At 56.4% G+C, this 19,531-nt stretch carries 18 protein-coding genes and 3 tRNA genes; 12 read left to right on the top strand and 9 right to left on the bottom strand.

What is annotated here, in order from left to right; translation table 11 throughout:
- Positions 1-213 precede the first annotated feature (213 nt).
- Positions 214-1,458, top strand: a complete 1,245-nt coding sequence (gene amiC / locus EC836_RS05620; RefSeq protein WP_123330982.1) for an N-acetylmuramoyl-L-alanine amidase AmiC — start codon at positions 214-216, stop codon at positions 1,456-1,458.
- Positions 1,459-1,540: 82 nt separating this feature from the next.
- Here amiC and EC836_RS05615 read toward each other — a convergent pair.
- The 3 genes from EC836_RS05615 to EC836_RS05605 all read right to left on the bottom strand — a co-directional run bounded on the left by EC836_RS05615 (position 1,541) and on the right by EC836_RS05605 (position 1,893).
- A tRNA-Met gene (locus EC836_RS05615) sits at positions 1,541-1,617 on the bottom strand.
- A gap of 60 nt (positions 1,618-1,677) precedes the next feature.
- Positions 1,678-1,754 (bottom strand) — tRNA-Met (locus EC836_RS05610).
- Between the two features lie 62 nt (positions 1,755-1,816).
- Positions 1,817-1,893: transfer RNA gene (locus tag EC836_RS05605), tRNA-Met, on the bottom strand.
- A gap of 204 nt (positions 1,894-2,097) precedes the next feature.
- Here EC836_RS05605 and mltA point away from each other — a divergent pair.
- Positions 2,098-3,246 carry a murein transglycosylase A gene (gene mltA / locus EC836_RS05600; RefSeq protein ID WP_123330980.1) on the top strand — a complete coding sequence of 383 codons (1,149 nt, stop codon included), beginning with the start codon at positions 2,098-2,100 and terminating at the stop codon, positions 3,244-3,246.
- A gap of 51 nt (positions 3,247-3,297) precedes the next feature.
- A complete protein-coding gene (gene tcdA, locus EC836_RS05595) occupies positions 3,298-4,101 on the top strand; it encodes a tRNA cyclic N6-threonylcarbamoyladenosine(37) synthase TcdA (protein WP_123330978.1) in 804 nt (267 codons plus the stop codon).
- Between the two features lie 185 nt (positions 4,102-4,286).
- Here the strand turns inward: tcdA and csdE are convergent, their stop codons facing one another.
- Positions 4,287-4,727: a cysteine desulfurase sulfur acceptor subunit CsdE gene (gene csdE / locus EC836_RS05590; protein ID WP_123330976.1), complete on the bottom strand. Its 441-nt coding sequence runs from the start codon at positions 4,725-4,727 to the stop codon at positions 4,287-4,289.
- Between the two features lie 3 nt (positions 4,728-4,730).
- Positions 4,731-5,936, bottom strand: coding sequence for a cysteine desulfurase CsdA (csdA, locus tag EC836_RS05585; protein WP_123330974.1), 1,206 nt, complete (start codon positions 5,934-5,936; stop codon positions 4,731-4,733).
- Positions 5,937-6,160: 224 nt separating this feature from the next.
- Between csdA and EC836_RS05580 the strand changes: the two genes are divergently transcribed.
- The 4 genes from EC836_RS05580 to rlmM all read left to right on the top strand — a co-directional run bounded on the left by EC836_RS05580 (position 6,161) and on the right by rlmM (position 9,191).
- Positions 6,161-6,385, top strand: coding sequence for a YgdI/YgdR family lipoprotein (locus EC836_RS05580; RefSeq protein WP_123330972.1), 225 nt, complete (start codon positions 6,161-6,163; stop codon positions 6,383-6,385).
- 350 nt (positions 6,386-6,735) lie between these two features.
- Positions 6,736-7,653 carry a transcriptional regulator GcvA gene (locus tag EC836_RS05575; protein ID WP_123330970.1) on the top strand — a complete coding sequence of 306 codons (918 nt, stop codon included), beginning with the start codon at positions 6,736-6,738 and terminating at the stop codon, positions 7,651-7,653.
- Positions 7,654-7,702: 49 nt separating this feature from the next.
- Complete coding sequence (locus tag EC836_RS05570) at positions 7,703-8,098, top strand: DUF423 domain-containing protein (protein ID WP_123330968.1); 396 nt, start codon at positions 7,703-7,705, stop codon at positions 8,096-8,098.
- On the top strand, positions 8,091-9,191 hold the full coding sequence (rlmM, locus tag EC836_RS05565; RefSeq protein ID WP_123330966.1) for a 23S rRNA (cytidine(2498)-2'-O)-methyltransferase RlmM: 1,101 nt from the start codon (positions 8,091-8,093) through the stop codon (positions 9,189-9,191). Before EC836_RS05570 ends, rlmM begins: the two co-directional genes overlap by 8 nt.
- Positions 9,192-9,344: 153 nt before the next feature.
- On the opposite strand, the gene xni is transcribed toward rlmM, so the two are convergent.
- The 3 genes from xni to queF form a co-directional block, all read right to left on the bottom strand.
- The gene (gene xni, locus EC836_RS05560) at positions 9,345-10,106 is read right to left on the bottom strand and encodes a flap endonuclease Xni (RefSeq protein WP_123330964.1); all 762 of its coding nucleotides are present in this window, start codon (positions 10,104-10,106) and stop codon (positions 9,345-9,347) included.
- 39 nt (positions 10,107-10,145) lie between these two features.
- Entirely contained in the window at positions 10,146-11,510 is a 1,365-nt protein-coding gene (ppnN, locus tag EC836_RS05555) for a nucleotide 5'-monophosphate nucleosidase PpnN (RefSeq protein WP_123330962.1), read from the bottom strand.
- Positions 11,511-11,676: 166 nt separating this feature from the next.
- Positions 11,677-12,522: an NADPH-dependent 7-cyano-7-deazaguanine reductase QueF gene (gene queF / locus EC836_RS05550; RefSeq protein WP_123330960.1), complete on the bottom strand. Its 846-nt coding sequence runs from the start codon at positions 12,520-12,522 to the stop codon at positions 11,677-11,679.
- Between the two features lie 120 nt (positions 12,523-12,642).
- Here queF and syd point away from each other — a divergent pair, with 120 nt between their 5' ends.
- The 5 genes from syd to EC836_RS05525 all read left to right on the top strand — a co-directional run bounded on the left by syd (position 12,643) and on the right by EC836_RS05525 (position 16,619).
- Positions 12,643-13,197: a SecY-interacting protein gene (gene syd / locus EC836_RS05545; protein ID WP_123330958.1), complete on the top strand. Its 555-nt coding sequence runs from the start codon at positions 12,643-12,645 to the stop codon at positions 13,195-13,197.
- 644 nt (positions 13,198-13,841) lie between these two features.
- Complete coding sequence (locus EC836_RS05540; protein WP_123330956.1) at positions 13,842-14,168, top strand: YqcC family protein; 327 nt, start codon at positions 13,842-13,844, stop codon at positions 14,166-14,168.
- Positions 14,168-14,947, top strand: coding sequence for a tRNA pseudouridine(65) synthase TruC (truC, locus tag EC836_RS05535; RefSeq protein WP_123330954.1), 780 nt, complete (start codon positions 14,168-14,170; stop codon positions 14,945-14,947). The genes EC836_RS05540 and truC overlap by 1 nt, the downstream gene beginning before the upstream one ends.
- Before the next feature lie 15 nt (positions 14,948-14,962).
- Complete coding sequence (locus EC836_RS05530) at positions 14,963-15,412, top strand: flavodoxin (protein ID WP_123330952.1); 450 nt, start codon at positions 14,963-14,965, stop codon at positions 15,410-15,412.
- A 58-nt stretch (positions 15,413-15,470) separates the two neighbouring features.
- Positions 15,471-16,619 carry a glycerate kinase gene (locus tag EC836_RS05525; RefSeq protein ID WP_123330950.1) on the top strand — a complete coding sequence of 383 codons (1,149 nt, stop codon included), beginning with the start codon at positions 15,471-15,473 and terminating at the stop codon, positions 16,617-16,619.
- A gap of 47 nt (positions 16,620-16,666) precedes the next feature.
- Here EC836_RS05525 and barA read toward each other — a convergent pair whose 3' ends face one another.
- A complete protein-coding gene (barA, locus tag EC836_RS05520; protein WP_123330948.1) occupies positions 16,667-19,393 on the bottom strand; it encodes a two-component sensor histidine kinase BarA in 2,727 nt (908 codons plus the stop codon).
- Between the last annotated feature and the right edge of the window lie 138 nt (positions 19,394-19,531).

Raw genomic sequence — 19,531 nt, 5'->3', positions numbered from 1 at the left:
TATTATTCGGTAATTGTGTATTTTTATTCTTTTATTGCTTCCGGTGCAAGTGGGATTTTTCCTTATTTATCACCCGGTACAGATTTTTTTCCTGGCTAATGTGCTGCATTTAATCGCTTTTTTGGGGTGACACTGGCAATGGGATTCGCTAAAGTTTTTGCAAAAAACGAACGTTTGTCTTTTTATTAAACAATTCACCGCAACTGGAGTGGCATGACCGATTCAACATCCCTTAACCGCCGACGGCTTTTACAGGGGGCAGGAGCAATATTACTGCTCAGCGTCAGCCGGGCAGGTATGGCTGCCGGCGGCCATGTTGTGGCCATTCGTATCTGGCCATCATCGACCTATTCTCGCCTGACCATTGAGTCCAATATCCCGCTGAAGTATAAGCAATTTGCGCTGAGTAATCCCGATCGCGTGGTCATCGATATTGAAAACATTCAGCTCAACCGTACGTTGAACGGCGTGGGCAATCTGGTTCGCCAGGACGATCCCTATATTAAAAATGCCCGCGTGGGTCAGTTTGATGCCAGCACCGTGCGTCTGGTACTGGAACTGAAGCAAAACGTTTCACCTAAGACCTTCACGCTGGCACCGGTCGCCGGGATCAAAAACCGTCTGGTACTGGATCTCTACCCGGTGAAACAGCCGCACGATGATGATCCGCTGCTGGCATTACTGGAAGATTACAACCAGGGCGAACTGGATCGCAGTCAGCCCGCCGCCGCACCGCTGCCGGGGAAAGCCGGGAAAGATCGTCCGATCGTGATCATGATCGATCCCGGGCACGGCGGTGAAGATTCCGGGGCGGTGGGTAAGCATAAAACCCGCGAGAAGGACGTGGTGCTAAAGATTGGCCGTCGTCTGAAGGCGCTAATCGATAAGCAGTCGAATATGCGTGCGTACATGACGCGTAATGAAGATGTATTTATTCCACTCAAGGTTCGGGTGGCGAAAGCGCGCAAGCAGCGTGCGGATCTGTTTGTCTCAATCCACGCCGATGCTTTTACCAGTCGCGCCGCTCGCGGGTCGTCGGTTTTTGCGCTGTCGACCAAAGGGGCAACCAGCACCGCCGCACGTTTTCTGGCGCAAACCCAGAACGAATCGGATTTAATTGGCGGCGTCAGCATGAGCGGCGATCGCTATCTGGACCATACGATGTTTGATATGGTGCAGAGCCTGACGATTAACGACAGCCTGAAATTCGGTAAAGAGGTGCTTTCAAGGATGGGGAAAGTGAACCATCTGCATAAGCGCAGCGTCGATCAGGCCGGGTTTGCGGTACTGAAAGCACCGGATATCCCATCAATACTGGTTGAGACGGCGTTTATTAGCAATATAGAAGAAGAGCGTAAGCTGCGAACCGCGCATTTCCAGCAGCAGGTGGCCGAGTCGATTTTTGCCGGGATTAAGGCTTACTTTGCTAACGGCGCATCGCTGAGCCGACATAAGTAGACAGGACAGGGCGGGTAAACCGTCCGCTTTGCGTCGATGGGTAAACTGCAGATACAAAAAAACACCCTGAAGGGTGTTTGATTGGTTGCGGGAGCCGGATTTGAACCGACGACCTTCGGGTTATGAGCCCGACGAGCTACCAGGCTGCTCCATCCCGCGTCCGTGTTGTCACTTCCATCGCGACATTTTCTTTACTGCTTTCGCATTACCGCTGCGAATTGGTTGCGGGAGCCGGATTTGAACCGACGACCTTCGGGTTATGAGCCCGACGAGCTACCAGGCTGCTCCATCCCGCGTCCGCGTTGTCGCTTCCATCACGACACTTTCTTTTTCTTTCTTTCGCCTGACTGCTGCGAATTGGTTGCGGGAGCCGGATTTGAACCGACGACCTTCGGGTTATGAGCCCGACGAGCTACCAGGCTGCTCCATCCCGCGTCCGTGGATGCGCACTATACGCCGCATGGTTTTTCTTGCAACCCCTTTTTTAAGATAAGTGGGAAAAAGCGCTCCTCTTACTCATTATTTGAACCAAATGGTGGAATGTTGCACAAAACAGAGCGCCGGGGCCGATGGCGCATTTAATTATGCCAGTGGCTTTGCTATCTTCGCGCAGGGTTTCTGCATAAAGGTAGATAAAGGATGAAAGGACATTGGGCTAAATATCTGGTGACCGGCACGCTGATGGCGTTGCTGGTTGGGTGTTCGTCAAAACCGACCGATCGCGGTCAGCAGTATAAGGACGGCAAGCTGGAGCAGCCGCTGGCTTTGGTTAATCAGCCCAATGCGAAAGGACGCCCGGTCAACGGCAAAGACTTTGCCGATCAGGTTTCACAGATTCGCTCGTCATCCTCCGGCATGTATTCACGCCAGTCCGGCACCTACAGCGCGGTGCAAAGCTGGCTGATGGCCGGCGGTGATACTCGCCAGCTGCGCCAGTTCGGCCTTGATGCATATCAGATGGAAGGGGCCGATAACTACGGCAACGTGCAGTTTACCGGCTACTACACCCCGGTGATTCAGGCGCGTTACACCCGTCAGGGTGAGTTCCAGTATCCTCTATATCGCATGCCGCCGCGCGGCAAGGGCAAGCTGCCCAGCCGGGCACAGATCTACAGCGGTGCGCTCGGGGATCGCTATATTGCGGCCTGGAGCAATTCGCTGATGGATAACTTTATTATGGATGTGCAGGGCAGCGGCTATGTCGACTACGGTGACGGCCGTCCTCTGATGTTCTTCGGCTACGGCGGCAAGAATGGCCACGCCTATCGCAGCATCGGTAAGGTGCTGATCGATCGCGGTGAGGTGAAGCGCGAAGATATGTCGATGCAGGCTATCCGTCAGTGGGGCGAAGAGCACAGCCCGGAGCAGGTGCGCGAACTGCTGGAGCAGAATCCTTCCTTTGTCTTCTTTAAGCCGGAGAGTTTTGCCCCGGTTCGTGGAGCCAGTGCTGTGCCGCTGATTGCGAAAGCCTCGGTGGCGGCCGACCGCGCATTAATCCCACCGGGAACCGCGCTGCTGGCTGAGATCCCGCTGCTGGACAATAACGGTAAATTTACCGGAAAATATGAGATGCGTATGATGGTGTCGCTGGATGTTGGCGGCGCAATTAAAGGGCAGCATTTTGATATTTACCAGGGCATTGGTCCGGAAGCCGGACATATGGCCGGATGGTTCAATCACTATGGCCGCGTCTGGGTGCTGAAAGCCGCGCCGGGAACCGGTATGCCGATGTTCTCTTCTGCCGCCACGCAAAACCAAACTCAGGGTTCGTTACTGGTCAGCCAGTAACTCCCTCACGGGCCGGATAACCGGCCCGACGTTTTTTTCGAGGAACAATCAATGACTGCTTTATCTGACGCCTGGCTGCAACGCTTCGGCGGTACGGCGCGCCTGTACGGTCAGTCCGCGCTACAGCTGTTCGCGGAGGCTCACGTCTGTGTGGTGGGTATCGGCGGCGTGGGCTCGTGGGCGGCTGAGGCTCTGGCGCGCACCGGTATCGGCGCGATTACGCTGATCGATATGGACGACGTTTGCGTCACCAATACCAATCGCCAGATCCACGCGCTGAAGGATAACGTCGGAAAGGCAAAAACAGAGGTCATGGCGGAGCGCATTCTGGAGATTAATCCGGAGTGCCGGGTGACCTGCGTCGATGACTTTATTACCCCGGACAATACCGCAGCGCTGATGGACCAGGGATTCAGCTACGTTATTGATGCCATCGACAGCGTCAGGCCCAAAGCGGCACTGCTGGCCTGGTGCCGCCGTAATAAGGTGCCGCTGATCACCACCGGCGGCGCGGGCGGGCAGATCGATCCGACGCAGATTCAGGTCGCCGATCTGGCGAAAACGATTCAGGATCCGCTGGCGGCTAAACTTCGCGAGCGGCTGAAGAGTGATTTTAAGATTGTTAAAGGCAGCAAGGGCAAGCTCGGCATCGACTGCGTGTTCTCTACCGAGGCGCTGAAGTATCCGCAGCCGGACGGCTCGGTTTGCGCCTCACGCAGCACCGCCGAGGGGCCAAAACGGATGGACTGTGCCGCCGGATTTGGTGCGGCGACGATGGTGACGGCCACCTTCGGCTTTGTTGCGGTTTCACACGCGCTGAAAAAAATGGTGGCGAAGGCCGAACGCGCGGAATAACGCGAATCCGACCAGATCCAGCAGGGACCTGGCGCTGTGATCAAAAGCAGACATTTTCCGACAGGATGACGTCAGGAAACAGAGGCGGTCGGAGTGATATTCGGGCTGCCTGTCATCCCAACGTTTTACCGACCCGCGACTAATATCTTTCATGCTGAGGGCCCGCCGGGGACGCCATTTTTCGCTTATTCCTTCGCCGCGCGGATCACCGCATCGGCCAGCGCCTGAAGCCCTGCGCTGCGCGAGGAGCTCAGCTGATCCTTCAGCCCCAACTGGCTAAACAGCTGTAGCGGATCCTCCTGCAGCAGTTCGTTCTGAGTTTTACCTTCCACGGCGGTCAGCAGCACCGCCAGCAGGCCGCGAACGATCCTGCCTTCACTATCACCGTAAAAATGCAGCCTGCCGTCGGCCGTGCGCTGATGCCCCAGCCAGACGCGATTTTCACAGCCGCTGAGCTCAATGCTGCTGGTTTTCAACGCCTCCGGCAGCGCGGGGAGCTGCTTGCCTAACAAAATCAGCTGGCGGTAGCGATCTTCCCACTGTTTGAAGGCGGCGAACTGTTCAAGCAGGGAGGCGGAGGTAATTTGCGTGCCAAAAGGATGTGGCGCAAGCGTTTCTGTACTCATTAATCAGTCTGCCAGTAGTGTCAGGGCGGTGGTCATGGCCGCGATCAGCGCGTCCACATCGGAAAGCGTATTATAGGGGGCAAATGAGGCGCGTAGTGTACCGCTGACCCCCAGCGCCGCCAGTAAAGGCTGGGCGCAGTGCTGCCCGGCTCGCAGGGAAATCCCGCTTTCCGCCAGCAGCGTCACGACATCGCTGTGATGCACCCCGGCAATATCAAAGGCCAGCAGGCTGGAGCCGCTGCTGCGGAAGCTGCGAAAACCCGGCAGTGAAGAGAGCCGGGCTTCCGCTAAATCAGCCAGATCGCAGGACCAGCGTTCTGCCGCCGCGACATCGATGGTCTCCAGCCACTCCAGTGCGGCACTCAGACCGACGACACCGGCAACATTTGGCGTGCCGGGTTCAAAACGCCAGGGCACGGCCTGCGGCGTAAAGCCGTCGAAGCTGACGGTGGTCAGCATTTTTCCGCCGCCCTGCCACGGGGCCATCTGCGCCAGCAGATCGGGATGACCGTACAGTGCGCCGATGCCCATCGGGCCATACAGCTTATGGCCGGAAAAGGCATAGAAATCAATATCCAGCGCCTGGACGTCCGGCGGGCAGTGAACGATGCCCTGCGCACCGTCAACCATCACTTTGGCACCTGCCGCATGGGCAAGGGGGATGATGGCTGCCAGATCCGGACAGCCGCCGGTCACGTTGGACATCTGCCCGATGGCCAGCAGGCGCGTGCGCGGGCCCAGCAGGGCGGGAAGCTGTGCCATATCCGGCAGGCGGTCCGGGCCAATCGGCCATTTCACTACCTTTGCACCGGTCTGCTCTGCCACCATCAGCCAGGGCACCAGGTTGGCATGATGCTCTGCCTCGCTGACGAGGATCTCATCCCCCGGCTGCAGCCGGGGGCGCAGATAGCTTTGGGCAACGAGGTTGATGGCTTCGGTGGTGCCTTTCGTCCAGACGATGCTGTTAGCGTCGGCAGCATTCAGCAGGCGAGCGACCTGGCTGCGGGCATGTTCGTAGCGTTCTGTCAGGCGGCGTGCGGCGGCAAACTGGCTGCGGTGTACGGTGCCTGCACTCAGGCGATAAAACTGTTCGGTGGCCTCAATGACCGCCTGAGGTTTCAGGGCGGTGGCGGCGCTGTCGAGATAGCAGCCGGTTTCGTTGAGCGCAGGAAACTGCTGGCGAAACCCCTGCGGGGTAAATGACTTCATACACTCCTCATTAACCCTGCGGGTTAGTCGATTCATTTAGGACCAGGCTGAAAAAGTCGCGGTTTCCTGGCAAAGCTGCAAAAGCGGGTTATGCTGAATATTGCATGCTTTAAGCAATTACCCGCATAAGAGAACCGTCTTGTCAGTTTTTTTTATCGTCATTTGTCGGTTTACAAGTCGTTCTGCGGGTGATTTTTCGAATTACTATCTGCAAGGAGATAAAGATGAAAAAATTAGCCGCAGTTCTGGTCGCAGGTACAATGGTGTTCACGCTGGCTGCCTGCTCAAGCAACTATGTGATGCACACCAATGACGGGCGCACGATTGTTGCTGAGGGTAAACCTTCGGTCGATAACGATACCGGTATGATCAGCTACAAAGATGCTAATGGCAACAAGCAGCAGATTAACCGTTCCGATGTGAAAGAGATGGCCGAGATGGGGCAGTAATTTTTGCCTGGCAATAAAAAAAGCACCGCAATTTGCGGTGCTGAAAAAATAACTATGGACAGACAGGGTAAATCTACAGGAATAAACGGTAGCCGGGCTACCAGACCTTAAAAGAGTCAGGTCAATTGCAAACACAACATCACGACCACAAGCCAAAAGCCCTCAAAATTCAGCGTGTTAACGCAAAACTCCAAAACACTTTTCGTTCCGGCTCAGGAAGTGCGGCAACTATAGGTATTTGCTGGTAGTTCCTCAACGGACAAATTATAATGTCTCGGATAAAAAAAACTAATACGTTACTCTGTGTTGCAAAGTAACTTCCGGCTGTGAATCAAAAGTGCCCATCTACCATGTCTAAACGTTTACCACCGCTTAATGCGTTGCGTGTTTTTGACGCTGCCGCGCGTCAGCTCAGCTTTACCAAAGCCGCAGAAGAACTGTTTGTTACCCAAGCTGCCGTCAGCCATCAGATTAAGTCCTTAGAGGATTTTCTGGGGCTGAAGCTGTTTCGTCGCCGCAACCGGTCGCTGCTGCTGACCGAAGAAGGGCAGAGTTACTACCTCGATATCAAAGAGATTTTTACCGCACTGAACGACGCCACCCGCAAGCTCCAGGCGCGCAGTGCCAAGGGCGCGTTGACCGTCAGCCTGCTGCCGAGTTTTGCCATTCAGTGGCTGGTTCCCAGGCTGACCAGCTTTAACTCAGCTTATCCGGGGATTGATGTGCGTATCCAGGCGGTAGACCGTGATGAAGAGAAACTGGCCGACGATGTGGATGTGGCGATTTTCTACGGCCGCGGCAACTGGCCGGGGCTACGGGTGGAAAAACTCTACGCGGAATATCTGCTGCCGGTATGTTCGCCGCAGCTGTTAACCGGTGAACATCCGCTGACCTCGCCCGCCGTGCTGAGCAACCACACGCTGCTGCATGACGCTTCACGCCGCGACTGGCAGGCCTACACCCGACAGCTGGGTCTGAATGCGATTAACGTGCAGCAGGGGCCGATTTTCAGCCACAGTGCGATGGTACTCCAGGCCGCTATTCACGGCCAGGGCGTGGCGCTGGCGAATAACGTGATGGCGCAGAGCGAAATTGAAGCGGGACGACTGGTGTGCCCGTTTAACGATGTATTAGTCAGTAAAAATGCTTTTTATCTGGTTTGTCATGACAGTCAGGCAGAACTGGGTAAAATAGCCGCCTTCCGCCAATGGATCCTGGCGAAAGCCGCGAGCGAACAAGAAAAATTTCGCTTTCGCTATGAGCAATGAGCGGCCAGAACGCGGTCATTTCCGCAGGTTTTGATTAAGGAATACTCGAATGTCCAGTCGTGCAATGCTGATTTTTTCAGCGATTAGTGGCCTGTTTTTCGTCGCGCTTGGGGCGTTTGGCTCCCACGTATTAAGTAAATCTCTGGGCGCGATAGAGATGTCATGGATGAAGACCGGCCTGGAGTACCAGGCGTTTCATACTCTGGCTATTCTCGGTATGGGCGCCGCGATGCTGCGCCGTGCCAATATCTGGTTCTACTGGAGCAGCGCATTTTTAGCTCTGGGCACGGTGCTGTTTAGCGGCAGCCTGTACTGCCTGGCGCTCTCACACCTGAAAGTCTGGGTATACGTTACACCGATTGGCGGCACCTGCTTCCTGATCGGTTGGATATTGATGTTGATTGGCGCACTGCGTCTGAACAAAAAGGCAGAACGCCATGAATAAAGTTTTACTCTATTGCCGTCAGGGTTTTGAGAAAGAGTGTGCGGCGGAAATCACGGCGAAGGCCGCCGAGCGCGAAGTGTATGGCTTTGCCCGGGTAAAAGAAGACTCGGCCTACGTACTGTTTGAGTGCTACCAGCAGGGCGAAGCGGAAAAGCTGATTAACGAGCTGCAGTTCAGCCAGCTGATCTTCGCCCGCCAAATGCTGGTGGTCGGTGAATTGCTGCGTGATTTACCGCAGGAAGACCGCATCACGCCGGTGGTCGGCATGCTGACCGGAGCGGTAGAGAAGGGCGGAGACCTGCGGGTTGAAGTGCCGGACACCAACGCCAGCAAAGAGCTGCTGAAATTCTGCCGGAAATTCACCGTGCCGCTGCGCGCCAGCCTGCGTAAAGCCGGCGTGCTGCTGAACTACGAAAGCACCAAGCGCCCCGTCGTTCACGTGTTCTTTATCGCGCCGGGCTATTGCTACGTCGGTTATTCGCTGTCGCATAATAATTCGCCGTTCTTTATGGGGATTCCGCGTCTGAAGTTCCCGTCGGATGCGCCAAGCCGCTCAACCCTGAAGCTGGAAGAGGCCTTCCACGTGTTTATTCCTGCCGATGAATGGGATGAACGCCTGGCCAGCGGAATGTGGGCGGTTGATCTGGGTGCCTGCCCCGGCGGCTGGACCTATCAGCTGGTCAAACGCAGCATGATGGTAAACGCGGTAGATAACGGCCCGATGGCGCCGAGCCTGATGGATACCGGGCAGGTTTTCCACCAGCGTGAGGACGGCTTCAAATATCGGCCTACCCGTAATAACAACTACTGGCTGGTCTGCGATATGGTGGAAAAGCCGGTGCGCGTGGCTAACCTGATGGTTGACTGGCTGCTGAACGGCTGGTGCCGGGAAGCGATCTTTAACCTCAAGCTGCCAATGAAAAAACGCTATGAAGAGGTGTCGCAAAACCTGGCGATGATTGATGAAAAGCTGAAGGCGGAAGGGATCAATGCCCAGATCCAGGCGCGCCAGTTGTATCACGATCGTGAAGAGGTGACGGTGCATATTCGTCGTATCTGGAGCGCCGTTCCCGGCCGCCGCGACGAGCGCTGATTGGTTTTACGATCATCGTAATGAATTTGCCTGCTGTACCGCTACGGCAGGCATTCAGTTTACCCATCCCAACGTTTCATCACTCAGGAGTATGTCGATTCCAGGGCGAATTTCATCCGGCGCATTTGCAACCGAACAGACACAAGACGGCGCTTAACCTCTGACGGGCAGCCGTAATTCCTTCAGATTGCCTTCCAGCTGCAAATCGGTTTTCAGCGTAGCCACCTGCTTACAGATCCCGGCCATTTCCTGATGCTCGATTAATTTAGTGCGCCACTTTTCGGGTACCGCATCAATCTGCCGGTAGATCTCTGCCAGCGTACCGAACTGCTGAAGCAGCTGCGTCGCGCTTTTCCCGCCGATGCCGACAACGCCCGGGATCTTACTGCTGCTGATTCCCGCCAGCCCCCAGTAGTCGGTGAGCTGCGCTGGCGACACGCCAAACTCGGCGGCGATAAAGGGCACGTCCAGCCAGCGTTTCTGGAAGTAGTCGCGGATCATTACCTTAGGGGCCAGCAGCTGGCAGTAGCCTTTATCGGTTGAAACAATCGTTGCCTGATGGCCAGCTGAGGCGACCTTACTGGCCAGCGTGGCGGCAAGATCGTCAGCTTCATCGCCCGCAGAGTGCCAGCTGGCAATGCCGACGCTGGCGAAAGCCGCCCGCAGCAGCGGCATCTCATCGCGCAGTGAATCAGGCATCGGCGAGCGCCCGGCTTTGTACTCCGGCAGCAGCTGATGTCGCCAGCTGTCATGCCGATCCTCATCATCAAACACCGCCACCGCATGGCTGGGCTGGCTGTGCATCAGCAACTGCCTGACCGCATTCAGACAGGCTTCCTGGCAGGGCGATCCCTGAACCGCGTGAATGCGCCGAATCAGATTCAGCGCATCGATAATTAACAGGTGAACAGACATAAACACGAGTCCTGAGCGGCCCGCAGACCGCTCGCAGGGTTACTTAATGATTTCGTAGCAGGGGACATAAGCGCTGCCCGGCAGTTTCATGCGCTGCTGGGCAACAAAGCCCTGCAGCAGCTCATCCATACGGAGCATAAGCTGGGGATCGCCGTGCAGTTTATACGGGCCTTTTTCTTTGATTGCGCGAATGCCCACGTCTTTAACGTTGCCCGCCACAATGCCGGAAAACGCCCGGCGCAGTGCGGCCGCCAGTTGCTCTGCGGGCTGATCGGGATAGAGGTTCAGGTTGGCCATATTCTCATGGCTGGGGACGAACGGGATCTGCAGATCCGGTGCGATACGTAGCGCCCAGTTGAAACTGTAGGCGTCACCGGTTTCCCGGCGATACTCTTTCACCTTCGGCATCGCTTTTTTCATCTGCCGTGCGACTTCAGCCGCATCATCAATGATAATGCTGTAGTGTTTGCGCGCCTGCTCGCCCAGCGTGGTGACGATAAACTCATCCAGCACGCGGAAGTAATCGGCACTCTCTTTTGGCCCGGTCAGGATCAACGGCAGCACCTGATCGTGGTTGTGCGGATTCATCAGAATACCCAGCAGGTAGAGCAGTTCTTCCGCCGTTCCCACTCCACCCGGGAAGATCAGGATACCGTGCGCAATCCGTACAAACGCTTCCAGCCGCTTTTCGATATCCGGCATGATGATCAGCTCATTGACCAGCGGATTTGGCGGCTCGGCGGCAATGATTGACGGCTCAGTCATACCGATAAAACGGCCTTCTTTGTAACGCTGCTGTGCATGGCCTACCGCCGCGCCTTTCATCGGAGCCTCCATCACGCCGGGCCCGCAGCCGGTACAGATATTCAATTCGCGCAGACCCAGCTGGGCACCGACGCTGCGGCAGTACTGATATTCCACCGCATTGATGGAGTGGCCACCCCAGCACACCACGGTGTTCGGCTCTTCGCCCACGTGCAGCGCGCGCGCGTTACGCAGAATCGAGAACACCATGTTGGTGATATGCACGGAGTTTTCGGTGTTCAGGTCCTGTAAACGTCCGGCATTATCAATTTGACCGCTGACGAAAAGAATATCGCGCAGCACGGCAAACAGGTTGGCCTGCAGCGCACGGATCAGGCGCCCGTCGACAAAGGCATCCTCAGGGGGATTGATCAGTTCAAGCTTTACGCCGCGTTCGCGGCGCAGCACGTTAATATCAAAACTTTCAAATCGGGAGAGTAACTCCTGGCTGCTGTCGGTCTGGCTTCCGGAGTTAAGTACGGCAAGAGAGCAGTTACGGAACAGCTGGTAGAGATCGCTGCTGGCCGTGCGCTTCAGCATATCGACTTCCAGTTGGGAAAGCAGGTCCATTGAGCCGAGTGGGCTGATTTGTGTAATCAATTGAACTCCTTTACACCCGCCAGGGTGAGCAGTAACGCCATGGCAGCCGCGACAGGATACATCGTGGCCACCCTGGTCATAATCCTGGGCAGCTAAGCCGCTGCCTCCCTTCAGATTAGCCCTGTCTGATGATGTTTAACAACAGGATACGTGCTTCGCTTCGCAATTACTGACGCACCAGCCGCGCCCGACCAGGTGCAAAATCGGCGTTGGTTCGCCACGGATTGATATCCAGCCCGCCGCGCCGCGTGTAGCGAGCGTAAACGCTCAGGGTTTCCGGCTGGCAGAAGCGCAGAATATCGCTGAAGATGCGTTCAACGCACTGCTCATGAAATTCATTATGGTGGCGGAATGAGACCAGATAGCGCAGCAGCGCTTCCCGCTGGATGCGTGGGCCACGATAGCTGATTTGTACCGATCCCCAGTCCGGCTGGTTGGTGATCAGGCAGTTTGATTTTAGCAGGTGGCTGACCAGCTGTTCTTCCACCACGTCGCCGTCGGCGGCATCGCGCAGATAGTCGGCGTTAAATTCATAGCTGTCGATGACGATGTCCTGCTCATCAATGCAGTGGCCGTCAAAGTGCCCGATGGGCTGCCCTTCAATGTCCTGCAGACGAAACAGATTCGCGCTGACTTCGCCTTCGGCGCAGGCGCTCAAATCGCGTTCCAGCGTGTGGCGAACGTCATCCCAGTCGCTGAACGACGTCTGATTAAAGCTGTTGAGGTAAAGCTTAAAGCTTTTGGATTCGATCAGATTCACGCTGTCGGCAGACAGGGACACTTCCCCTACGGCAACCTGCGGCAGGCCCTTGCTGTTCAGCCAGGACAGTTCATACAGTGTCCAGATATCGGCGCCGCAGAAGGGCAGATTATCGGGATATAACCCCAGAGGTTCACGGTTCAGGCTACGCGGCACCGCCTGCAGCAGCGCAGGCTGATAGCTGTCGTGGTATTCTGTGGGCTGACCCAGCGTCAGGCCCTGCAGTGCCTGATGATTGTTGTAGTTAGACATCGTGTTACCTTATCGCCCGTACTGGCAGGCGCTGTTGCGAATTCGTCGGTCATCCGTCCGGAGGCGATCCGGGCAATAGTGGGCGCTAGTGTACCTCAGCCAGGAAAGAGTGAAAAAAGAATGATTGAACAAACCCCCGAGGCTTTAAACGATTTTACCCGGCGCTACTGTGAACGGTGGCAACAGCAGACCGGCCATGCCCCGGCCAGCAGCGATCTTTACGGCATTCCCTCGCCCTGCATCGTGGCGACACAGGAGGATGAAGTCTGGTGGCTGCCGCAGCCATTCTCGCTGGCAAAAAATCTGGATGCCGTTGAGCGCGCGCTGGATATTCACCTTCAGCCTGCAGCCGTGGCGTTCTATACCGCACAATTTGCCGGTGACATGGCCGGAACTTATGATGGAAAAGTGCTGTCATTAGTACAGGTATGGAGTGAAGACGATTTTACCCGCGTTCAGGAGAACCTGATCGGCCATCTGGTGATGAAGCGTCGTTTGAAACATTCTCCCACGTTATTTATCGCCACCACCGAGTCTGAACTGGAAGTGGTTTCGGTATGCAACCTCAGCGGTGAGGTAATTATTGAGCAGTTAGGCACACAGAAAAAGCAGGTAATTGCCCCCTCGATTGAGACTTTTCTTAACTATTTACAACCTCTTACTTCATCTGATTAAGACTGTGACGATTCATGGTGTGAGAGATATCTCACATGGCGTGTGAGAGATCGCTATGGATCGCAGAGACATCTCATACGTAAAAGTTATGAAGTGTCGATAGATCATGAAGTTAACAAAATTACCCCAAATTACCTCCCTTCGCCTGGGAAAAAACTGCCTACAGGTACCTTGTTTGCTTATCTCAATCAGGCAAACTTATCGCCATCACGAAGGACACTCAGAACATCGAGGCTAACATCAGGATGATGTACTCATGGAACGAGTGGAACCCATCGGGATGATGATGCAGGGACAGGCTTCACAGATGAAGCAAGGACACCTCAGGGAGAGGTAAGGGACACCTCCAGGATGGAGAATGTGAACCGCACAGGAAGGCGGTGGTTACGGATATTAAAGGATTACCGCCAGGACGGCATCGCTCAGGATAGCGCAGGAAAAGTTTTCAAGGATGAGCAGGGAGCATTAAGGTAGCAGGATAGCTGCAAACGAACCGGGAGCACTGTTTTACAGTGCTCCCTTTTTTTATGCCTGTTTTTCGCCAGCAAGCCGCTAATCTTATGATGATGGCCGGTGTTGCGGGTCTGGCCGCGATAGGTATATGCTTTGCGCCCTTTTCCTGGCACATATTTAAGAGGTGAATCATGAGCCGTGAACTCGAAGTTCAGGAACGTTTGCAGGCTATTGAGCAGCAGCTTAAGTCCTGTGGCCTGTGGCAGTCCTTTGCCCCTAACAGCCAGGCCTTTGCCAGCACAGAACCCTTCTGCGTCGATACGATGACTCCGCCACAGTGGCTGCAGTGGATTTTCCTGCCGCGTATGCAGGCGCTGCTGGACGCGGGAGCACCTTTGCCGACGGCGCTGGCGATTGCGCCTTATTATGAAGTGGCGCTGGAAGGCGATATCCCGCAGCGTGCGCAGCTGCTGCACTGTCTGAATGCTATTGACCAGTTGTTTGAGTCGCCGAACTGATGCTGGAAATCATCTATCAGGATCGCTGGCTGGTGGCAGTGAATAAGCCCTCCGGCTGGCTGGTACACCGCAGCTGGCTGGATCGTCATGAAACGGTTTTTGTGATGCAGACGGTGCGTGACCAAATCGGCCAGCACGTTTTCACCGTTCACCGGCTCGATCGCCCCACCTCCGGCGTTCTGCTGATGGCATTGTCGAGTGAAACGGCTCGCCTGCTTTCGCAACAGTTTGAGCAGCATCAAATTCAGAAAACTTACCATGCCGTGGTGCGGGGCTGGCTGGAGGGGGATGAACTGCTGGATTATCCTTTGACCGAAGAGCTGGACAAAATCGCCGATAAATTCAGCCAGCCGGATAAGGCGCCGCAGCCCGCCACGACACACTGGCGCGGTGTGGCAACCACCGAACAGCCGGTGGCGGTCAGCCGCTATCCCAGCTCGCGCTATTCTCTCGTGGAGATGCTGCCGCAGACCGGGCGTAAACATCAGCTTCGTCGCCATATGACCCACCTGCGCCACCCGATAATTGGCGACAGCGCCCATGGGGACCTGAAGCAAAACCGCAGCGCCGCGCAGCATTTTGGGATGAACCGGCTGATGCTGCATGCCAGCAAACTGCAGCTCATCCACCCGGTAACCGGTGAGCCGCTTGAGCTGCTCGCCGGGCTGGACGGCGTCTGGCAGGGGGCAATGCAGCAGTTTGGCTGGCAGGATTGTCTCCCTGAGCTTCCCAGGGTTGAGTTAAACGAGGAAACCCCGCAGGATAGTGGGCAAATTTAGCATCCGGAGAAAATGATGGCTGAAGTAGGCATTTTTGTGGGTACGGTATACGGCAACGCGCTGTTGGTGGCTGAAGAAGCAGAACCGCTGCTGGTGGAAGCCGGTCACCAGGTGAAGATTTTTGAAGATCCTAAGCTGGATGACTGGAAGCGCTATGAAGGCCAGGTGGCGCTGGTGATTACCTCAACGACCGGGCAGGGCGATCTGCCGGACAGTATCGCGTCGTTGTTCCACGGGATTAAAGACAGCCTCGGCTATCAGCCAACCCTGCGCTACGGCGTTATCGCGCTGGGTGACAGCAGCTATGACGATTTCTGTGGTGCGGGCAAAAAGTTCGACGAACTGTTGCAGGAACAGAGTGCGGTCCGCGTGGGTGATGTGCTGCTGGTGGATGCCGGTGAAAACCCGGAGCCGGAAGAAGTGACCTCGCCGTGGGTAGAGCAGTGGGCTAAGCTGATTAGCTAATCCATGCTCAAGGGCGGCCCTGGCGGTCGCCCTGCTTTCAGACGTGACGGGATAGCCTGTGAAAATTGTTATCGCCCCAGACTCATATAAAGAAAGCCTTTCTGCCCTGGAAGTCGCCTCGCAGATTGAAAAAGGCTTTCGCGAAATCTTCCCCCATGCCCACTACGTTAAACTGCCGGTTGCCGACGGCGGTGAAGGGACCGTTGACGCCATGGTCGCCGCGACGGGCGGTAAGATTATCCCTCTTCGCGTTACCGGTCCGCTCGGCGATACCGTGGATGCCTTCTACGGTCTTTCCGGCGACGGGCGCTGCGCGATTATCGAAATGGCGGCGGCCAGCGGACTGGAGCGGGTTCCTCCGGCTCGGCGTGATGCTCTGCGTGCCACCAGCCGGGGAACCGGCGAGCTGATCCGCCACGCGCTGGATAGCGGTATTGAACATCTGATCATCGGTATCGGCGGCAGCGCAACCAACGACGGCGGTGCTGGCATGGTGCAGGCGTTGGGGGCAAAACTGCTGGATGAGCAGGGGGCATCTATCGATCCCGGTGGTGCTGCGCTGGCTCGCCTTGCCGCGATTGACGCCAGCGGTTTTGACCCACGCATTGCGCGCTGCCGGATTGAGGTGGCCTGCGACGTCACTAATCCTTTGACCGGCGAGCAGGGAGCCTCTGCGGTATTTGGCCCACAAAAGGGCGCAACCCCGCAGCAGGTAATACAGCTGGATGCGGCGCTGACGCATTTTGCCGCTATTGTTCAGCGTGACCTGGCGGTGGATGTGCTTACCGTTCCCGGCGGCGGTGCCGCGGGCGGCATGGGGGCCGGGCTGTATGCGTTTTGCAGCGCGACGCTGCGTCCGGGCATTGAGATCGTCACCGATGCGCTTGGGCTGGATGCGCTGGTACAGGATGCCACGCTGGTGATCACCGGTGAAGGTCGCATCGACAGCCAGACCATTCACGGTAAAGTGCCGGTCGGCGTGGCACGCGTTGCGAAACGCTACAACAAGCCGGTGATCGGCATCGCGGGCAGCCTGACGGCGGATGTTGGCGTGGTTCACCAGCACGGGTTGGACGCGGTATTCAGCGTGCTTTATCGGATTTGCAGCCTTGATGAAGCATTACAGGAAGCGGCGGATAACGTGCGGCTGACCGCACGCAATGTCGCGGCGACGCTGGCCGCCGGGCAGCAGTTCTCCGGCAGCTAACCGCTTCTGTCTGAGTCCGTAGCCGGGTCGCTGCGGACTCAGGCTCGTTATATTTTCAGCTGTTCTCTGGCCAGTTCCGCCACATTGTCCATCTCATCGAGCAGCTCCAACAGTTCCGGCTCAATGGCGGCGATATCCTCATGGTTCATTAAACTCTGTTCCAGCGCCTGGCACAGCTTTTTCATGTGCGGTACGCCGCTGTAGCTGGCGCTGCCGTGCAGTTTATGAATGATATCGCGCAGGCCTGCCGGGTTGTTGCTGGCCATATACTGCTCCACCAGCGTGCGCACCTCGGGCAGGAAATCCACCAGCATTTGCAGCAGATCGCGTGCCAGATCGGGTTTGTTCGCGGCCTGGCGCAGCGCAAGCGGCCAGTCAAGGGACGCGGACGTGCCCGATGTCGGCGGCAGAACCTCTTTCCGGGCGGGTAGATAGCGGGCCAGCAGGTGACTCAGCTTTTGTTCATCAATCGGTTTCGCCAGGTAGTCGTTCATTCCGGCTTTCACCAGCTGCTCGCGTTCCCCTTCCAGCGCGTGGGCCGTCACTGCAACAATCGGCGTATTGTGATGCTGAGGAAGTTCGCGGATCACTTCACTGGCGCGGATGCCGTCGATATCGGGCATCTGAATATCCATCAGAATAATATCCAGATTCTGCTGCCTCGCCTGCTGAATCGCGGCCTCACCGCTGTCGCACAGGACGATATGCTCAACCAGTTCCTCCAGCAGTGCGCCGATCAGCTTCAGATTGGCCGGGTTATCATCAACGGCCATCACCCGGATAGGCAGGCGGGTGGTACCGGACTGTGGCGTCATCTCCCGCGCATGGTGATCCACGAGGATTGGCAGCAGCCTGGTCATGGAAAGCGGCTTAATCAGACAGGCGGTGACGCCCCGCGCTTTAAGCTGTTCGGCATAGATTTGCATCTGGAACGGCAGCGCCAGGATCAGGCTGTCGGCGCGCTGCAGCAGCGGCTTCAGCCGTTCCCCGGTGATTTCCTGATTGTTCTGCATATCAATCGATAACCCGACTAACAGCACATCGTAGTGCGCGTCCTGCAGTTCGGCCAGCGACGGGCTGTAGGTGACTTTCATCGGCGTGGCGCTCAGCATGCCCAGCATTGCCTGGGCGGCCGCATTATTGGGTTCAACATACGCCATATGCTGACCGGTGAGGCAGTCGAGCATGCGCGGATCGCTGGCGGCGTTGGGATTCAAGGCCAGATTAACGTGGAACCAGAAGGTCGAACCGTGATTCAGACGGCTGTGGAAGGAGATTTCTCCGCCCATTTCATTGACTAGTTTCTGTGTTATCACCAGCCCCAGTCCGGTACCACCGTGGCGGCGGGAGATACTGGCATCCGCCTGGCGGAAGGCCTGGAACAGCTGCGACTGCTGCTTTTCCGAGATGCCGATGCCGGTGTCGTGGATCTGCACCTCCAGCTCCATGCGATTGTTGCTCAGCGCGCGTTTCTCCACGCGGATGTCGATATTGCCGCGTTCGGTGAATTTAATGGCGTTGCCGAGCAGGTTCACAATGATTTGCTGCATGCGCAGCGGGTCACCGATGGCGTTATCCGGCACATCGCTCTGAATGTTCAACGTCAGTTCCAGACCCTTCTCATGGGCCGACTGCGCCAGCAGCACCACTACCTCATCCAGCGTTGCGCGCAGCGGGAACGGAATGGTTTCCAGCACCAGCTTACCGGCCTCAAGCTTGGAGAAGTCCAGCACGTCGTTAATGATGCTCAGCAGATTATTCGCCGACCGCTCAATGGTATTCAGGTAGTCGCGCTGGGTGGAGTTCAGCGTGGTTTTCAGCGTCTGGCGGGTAAAACCGATCACCCCGTTGAGCGGCGTTCGAAGCTCGTGGGACATATTGGCCAGGAATTCCGATTTGATGCGCGCCGCTTCCTGCGCGCGTTTCTTGGCCAGGTCCAGCTCGACGTTCTGAATTTCCATCTGCTCAAGGGTTTCACGCAGATCGGACGTTGCCTGATCGATATTCTGCTGCATCTCCTCATGATAGGCGGTCAGCGACATCGCCATTGAGTTAATGCCGTTTTTCAGCACGTCCAGCTCACCGAGCATATAGCCCTCCATCCGGCTGTCGAGCTGGCCGCGACGAATGCGGTCGACGGTGCTGACCATATTACGGATCGGCCCGGTCACGTCGCGCATAAGGCGATAGGCAAACAGCATCGCGATGCACAGGCAGAGCAGCACCAGCAGCGTGGAAATAAACACCTCTTTATACTGCTGTAGTCTGACGGATTGCAGATCGAGCTCAATCGCAACGTAGCCCAGCGGATTACCGTCAGGCTTGGCGTCCCAGCCCGGCGATTCATCCGGGTAGTAGCTTTCCGAGAGGATCGGCGTGCGCAGGATCACCGAGTTACCGTGGCGTTCTTTCAGGTAGCGGGCGGTCAGCGGTGTATGGTCGGGCAGGCGCAGCAGATCGGGGTTTTGCAGATAGTTTGAGGTCACGAACAGCTGGTTTTTGTCATCAAATACCGAAATAGCCCGCACGATATCGGAGTGGCGGCGGTGCAGCAGACTGACCAGCTGGCGCACCGACTCGCGGCTGCGGAAGGTCATGCCATACTCACTGGAGACGGCCAGCGGCTCAATAATATTGATCCCGGCGTCGGTGAGCTGGCTCTGTAGTTCGTTATAGCGGTTGACCACGAAAAAAGTCGAGAGCAGCAGTCCGATCATCAGCGTTGGCGCCAGGATCAGAATCATCATTCGCGCCCGCAGGCTGTATTTGGTCATAGTATTCCCTGTGAGAAACGGCTTGCTCCGCTTTCCTGCGACATTTTATCCTGTACAGGTCGAATTCCATCACTCGCAAGGGTAGGCTACGCCGGTTTTTTCGGCACTGAGTTTGAGAAGCAATGAAATAATGGCGCA

This window comes from Erwinia sp. JUb26 (genome assembly GCF_003751505.1).
Classification (GTDB): domain Bacteria; phylum Pseudomonadota; class Gammaproteobacteria; order Enterobacterales; family Enterobacteriaceae; genus Erwinia.
This window is presented reverse-complemented; position numbering and strand designations above follow the sequence as displayed.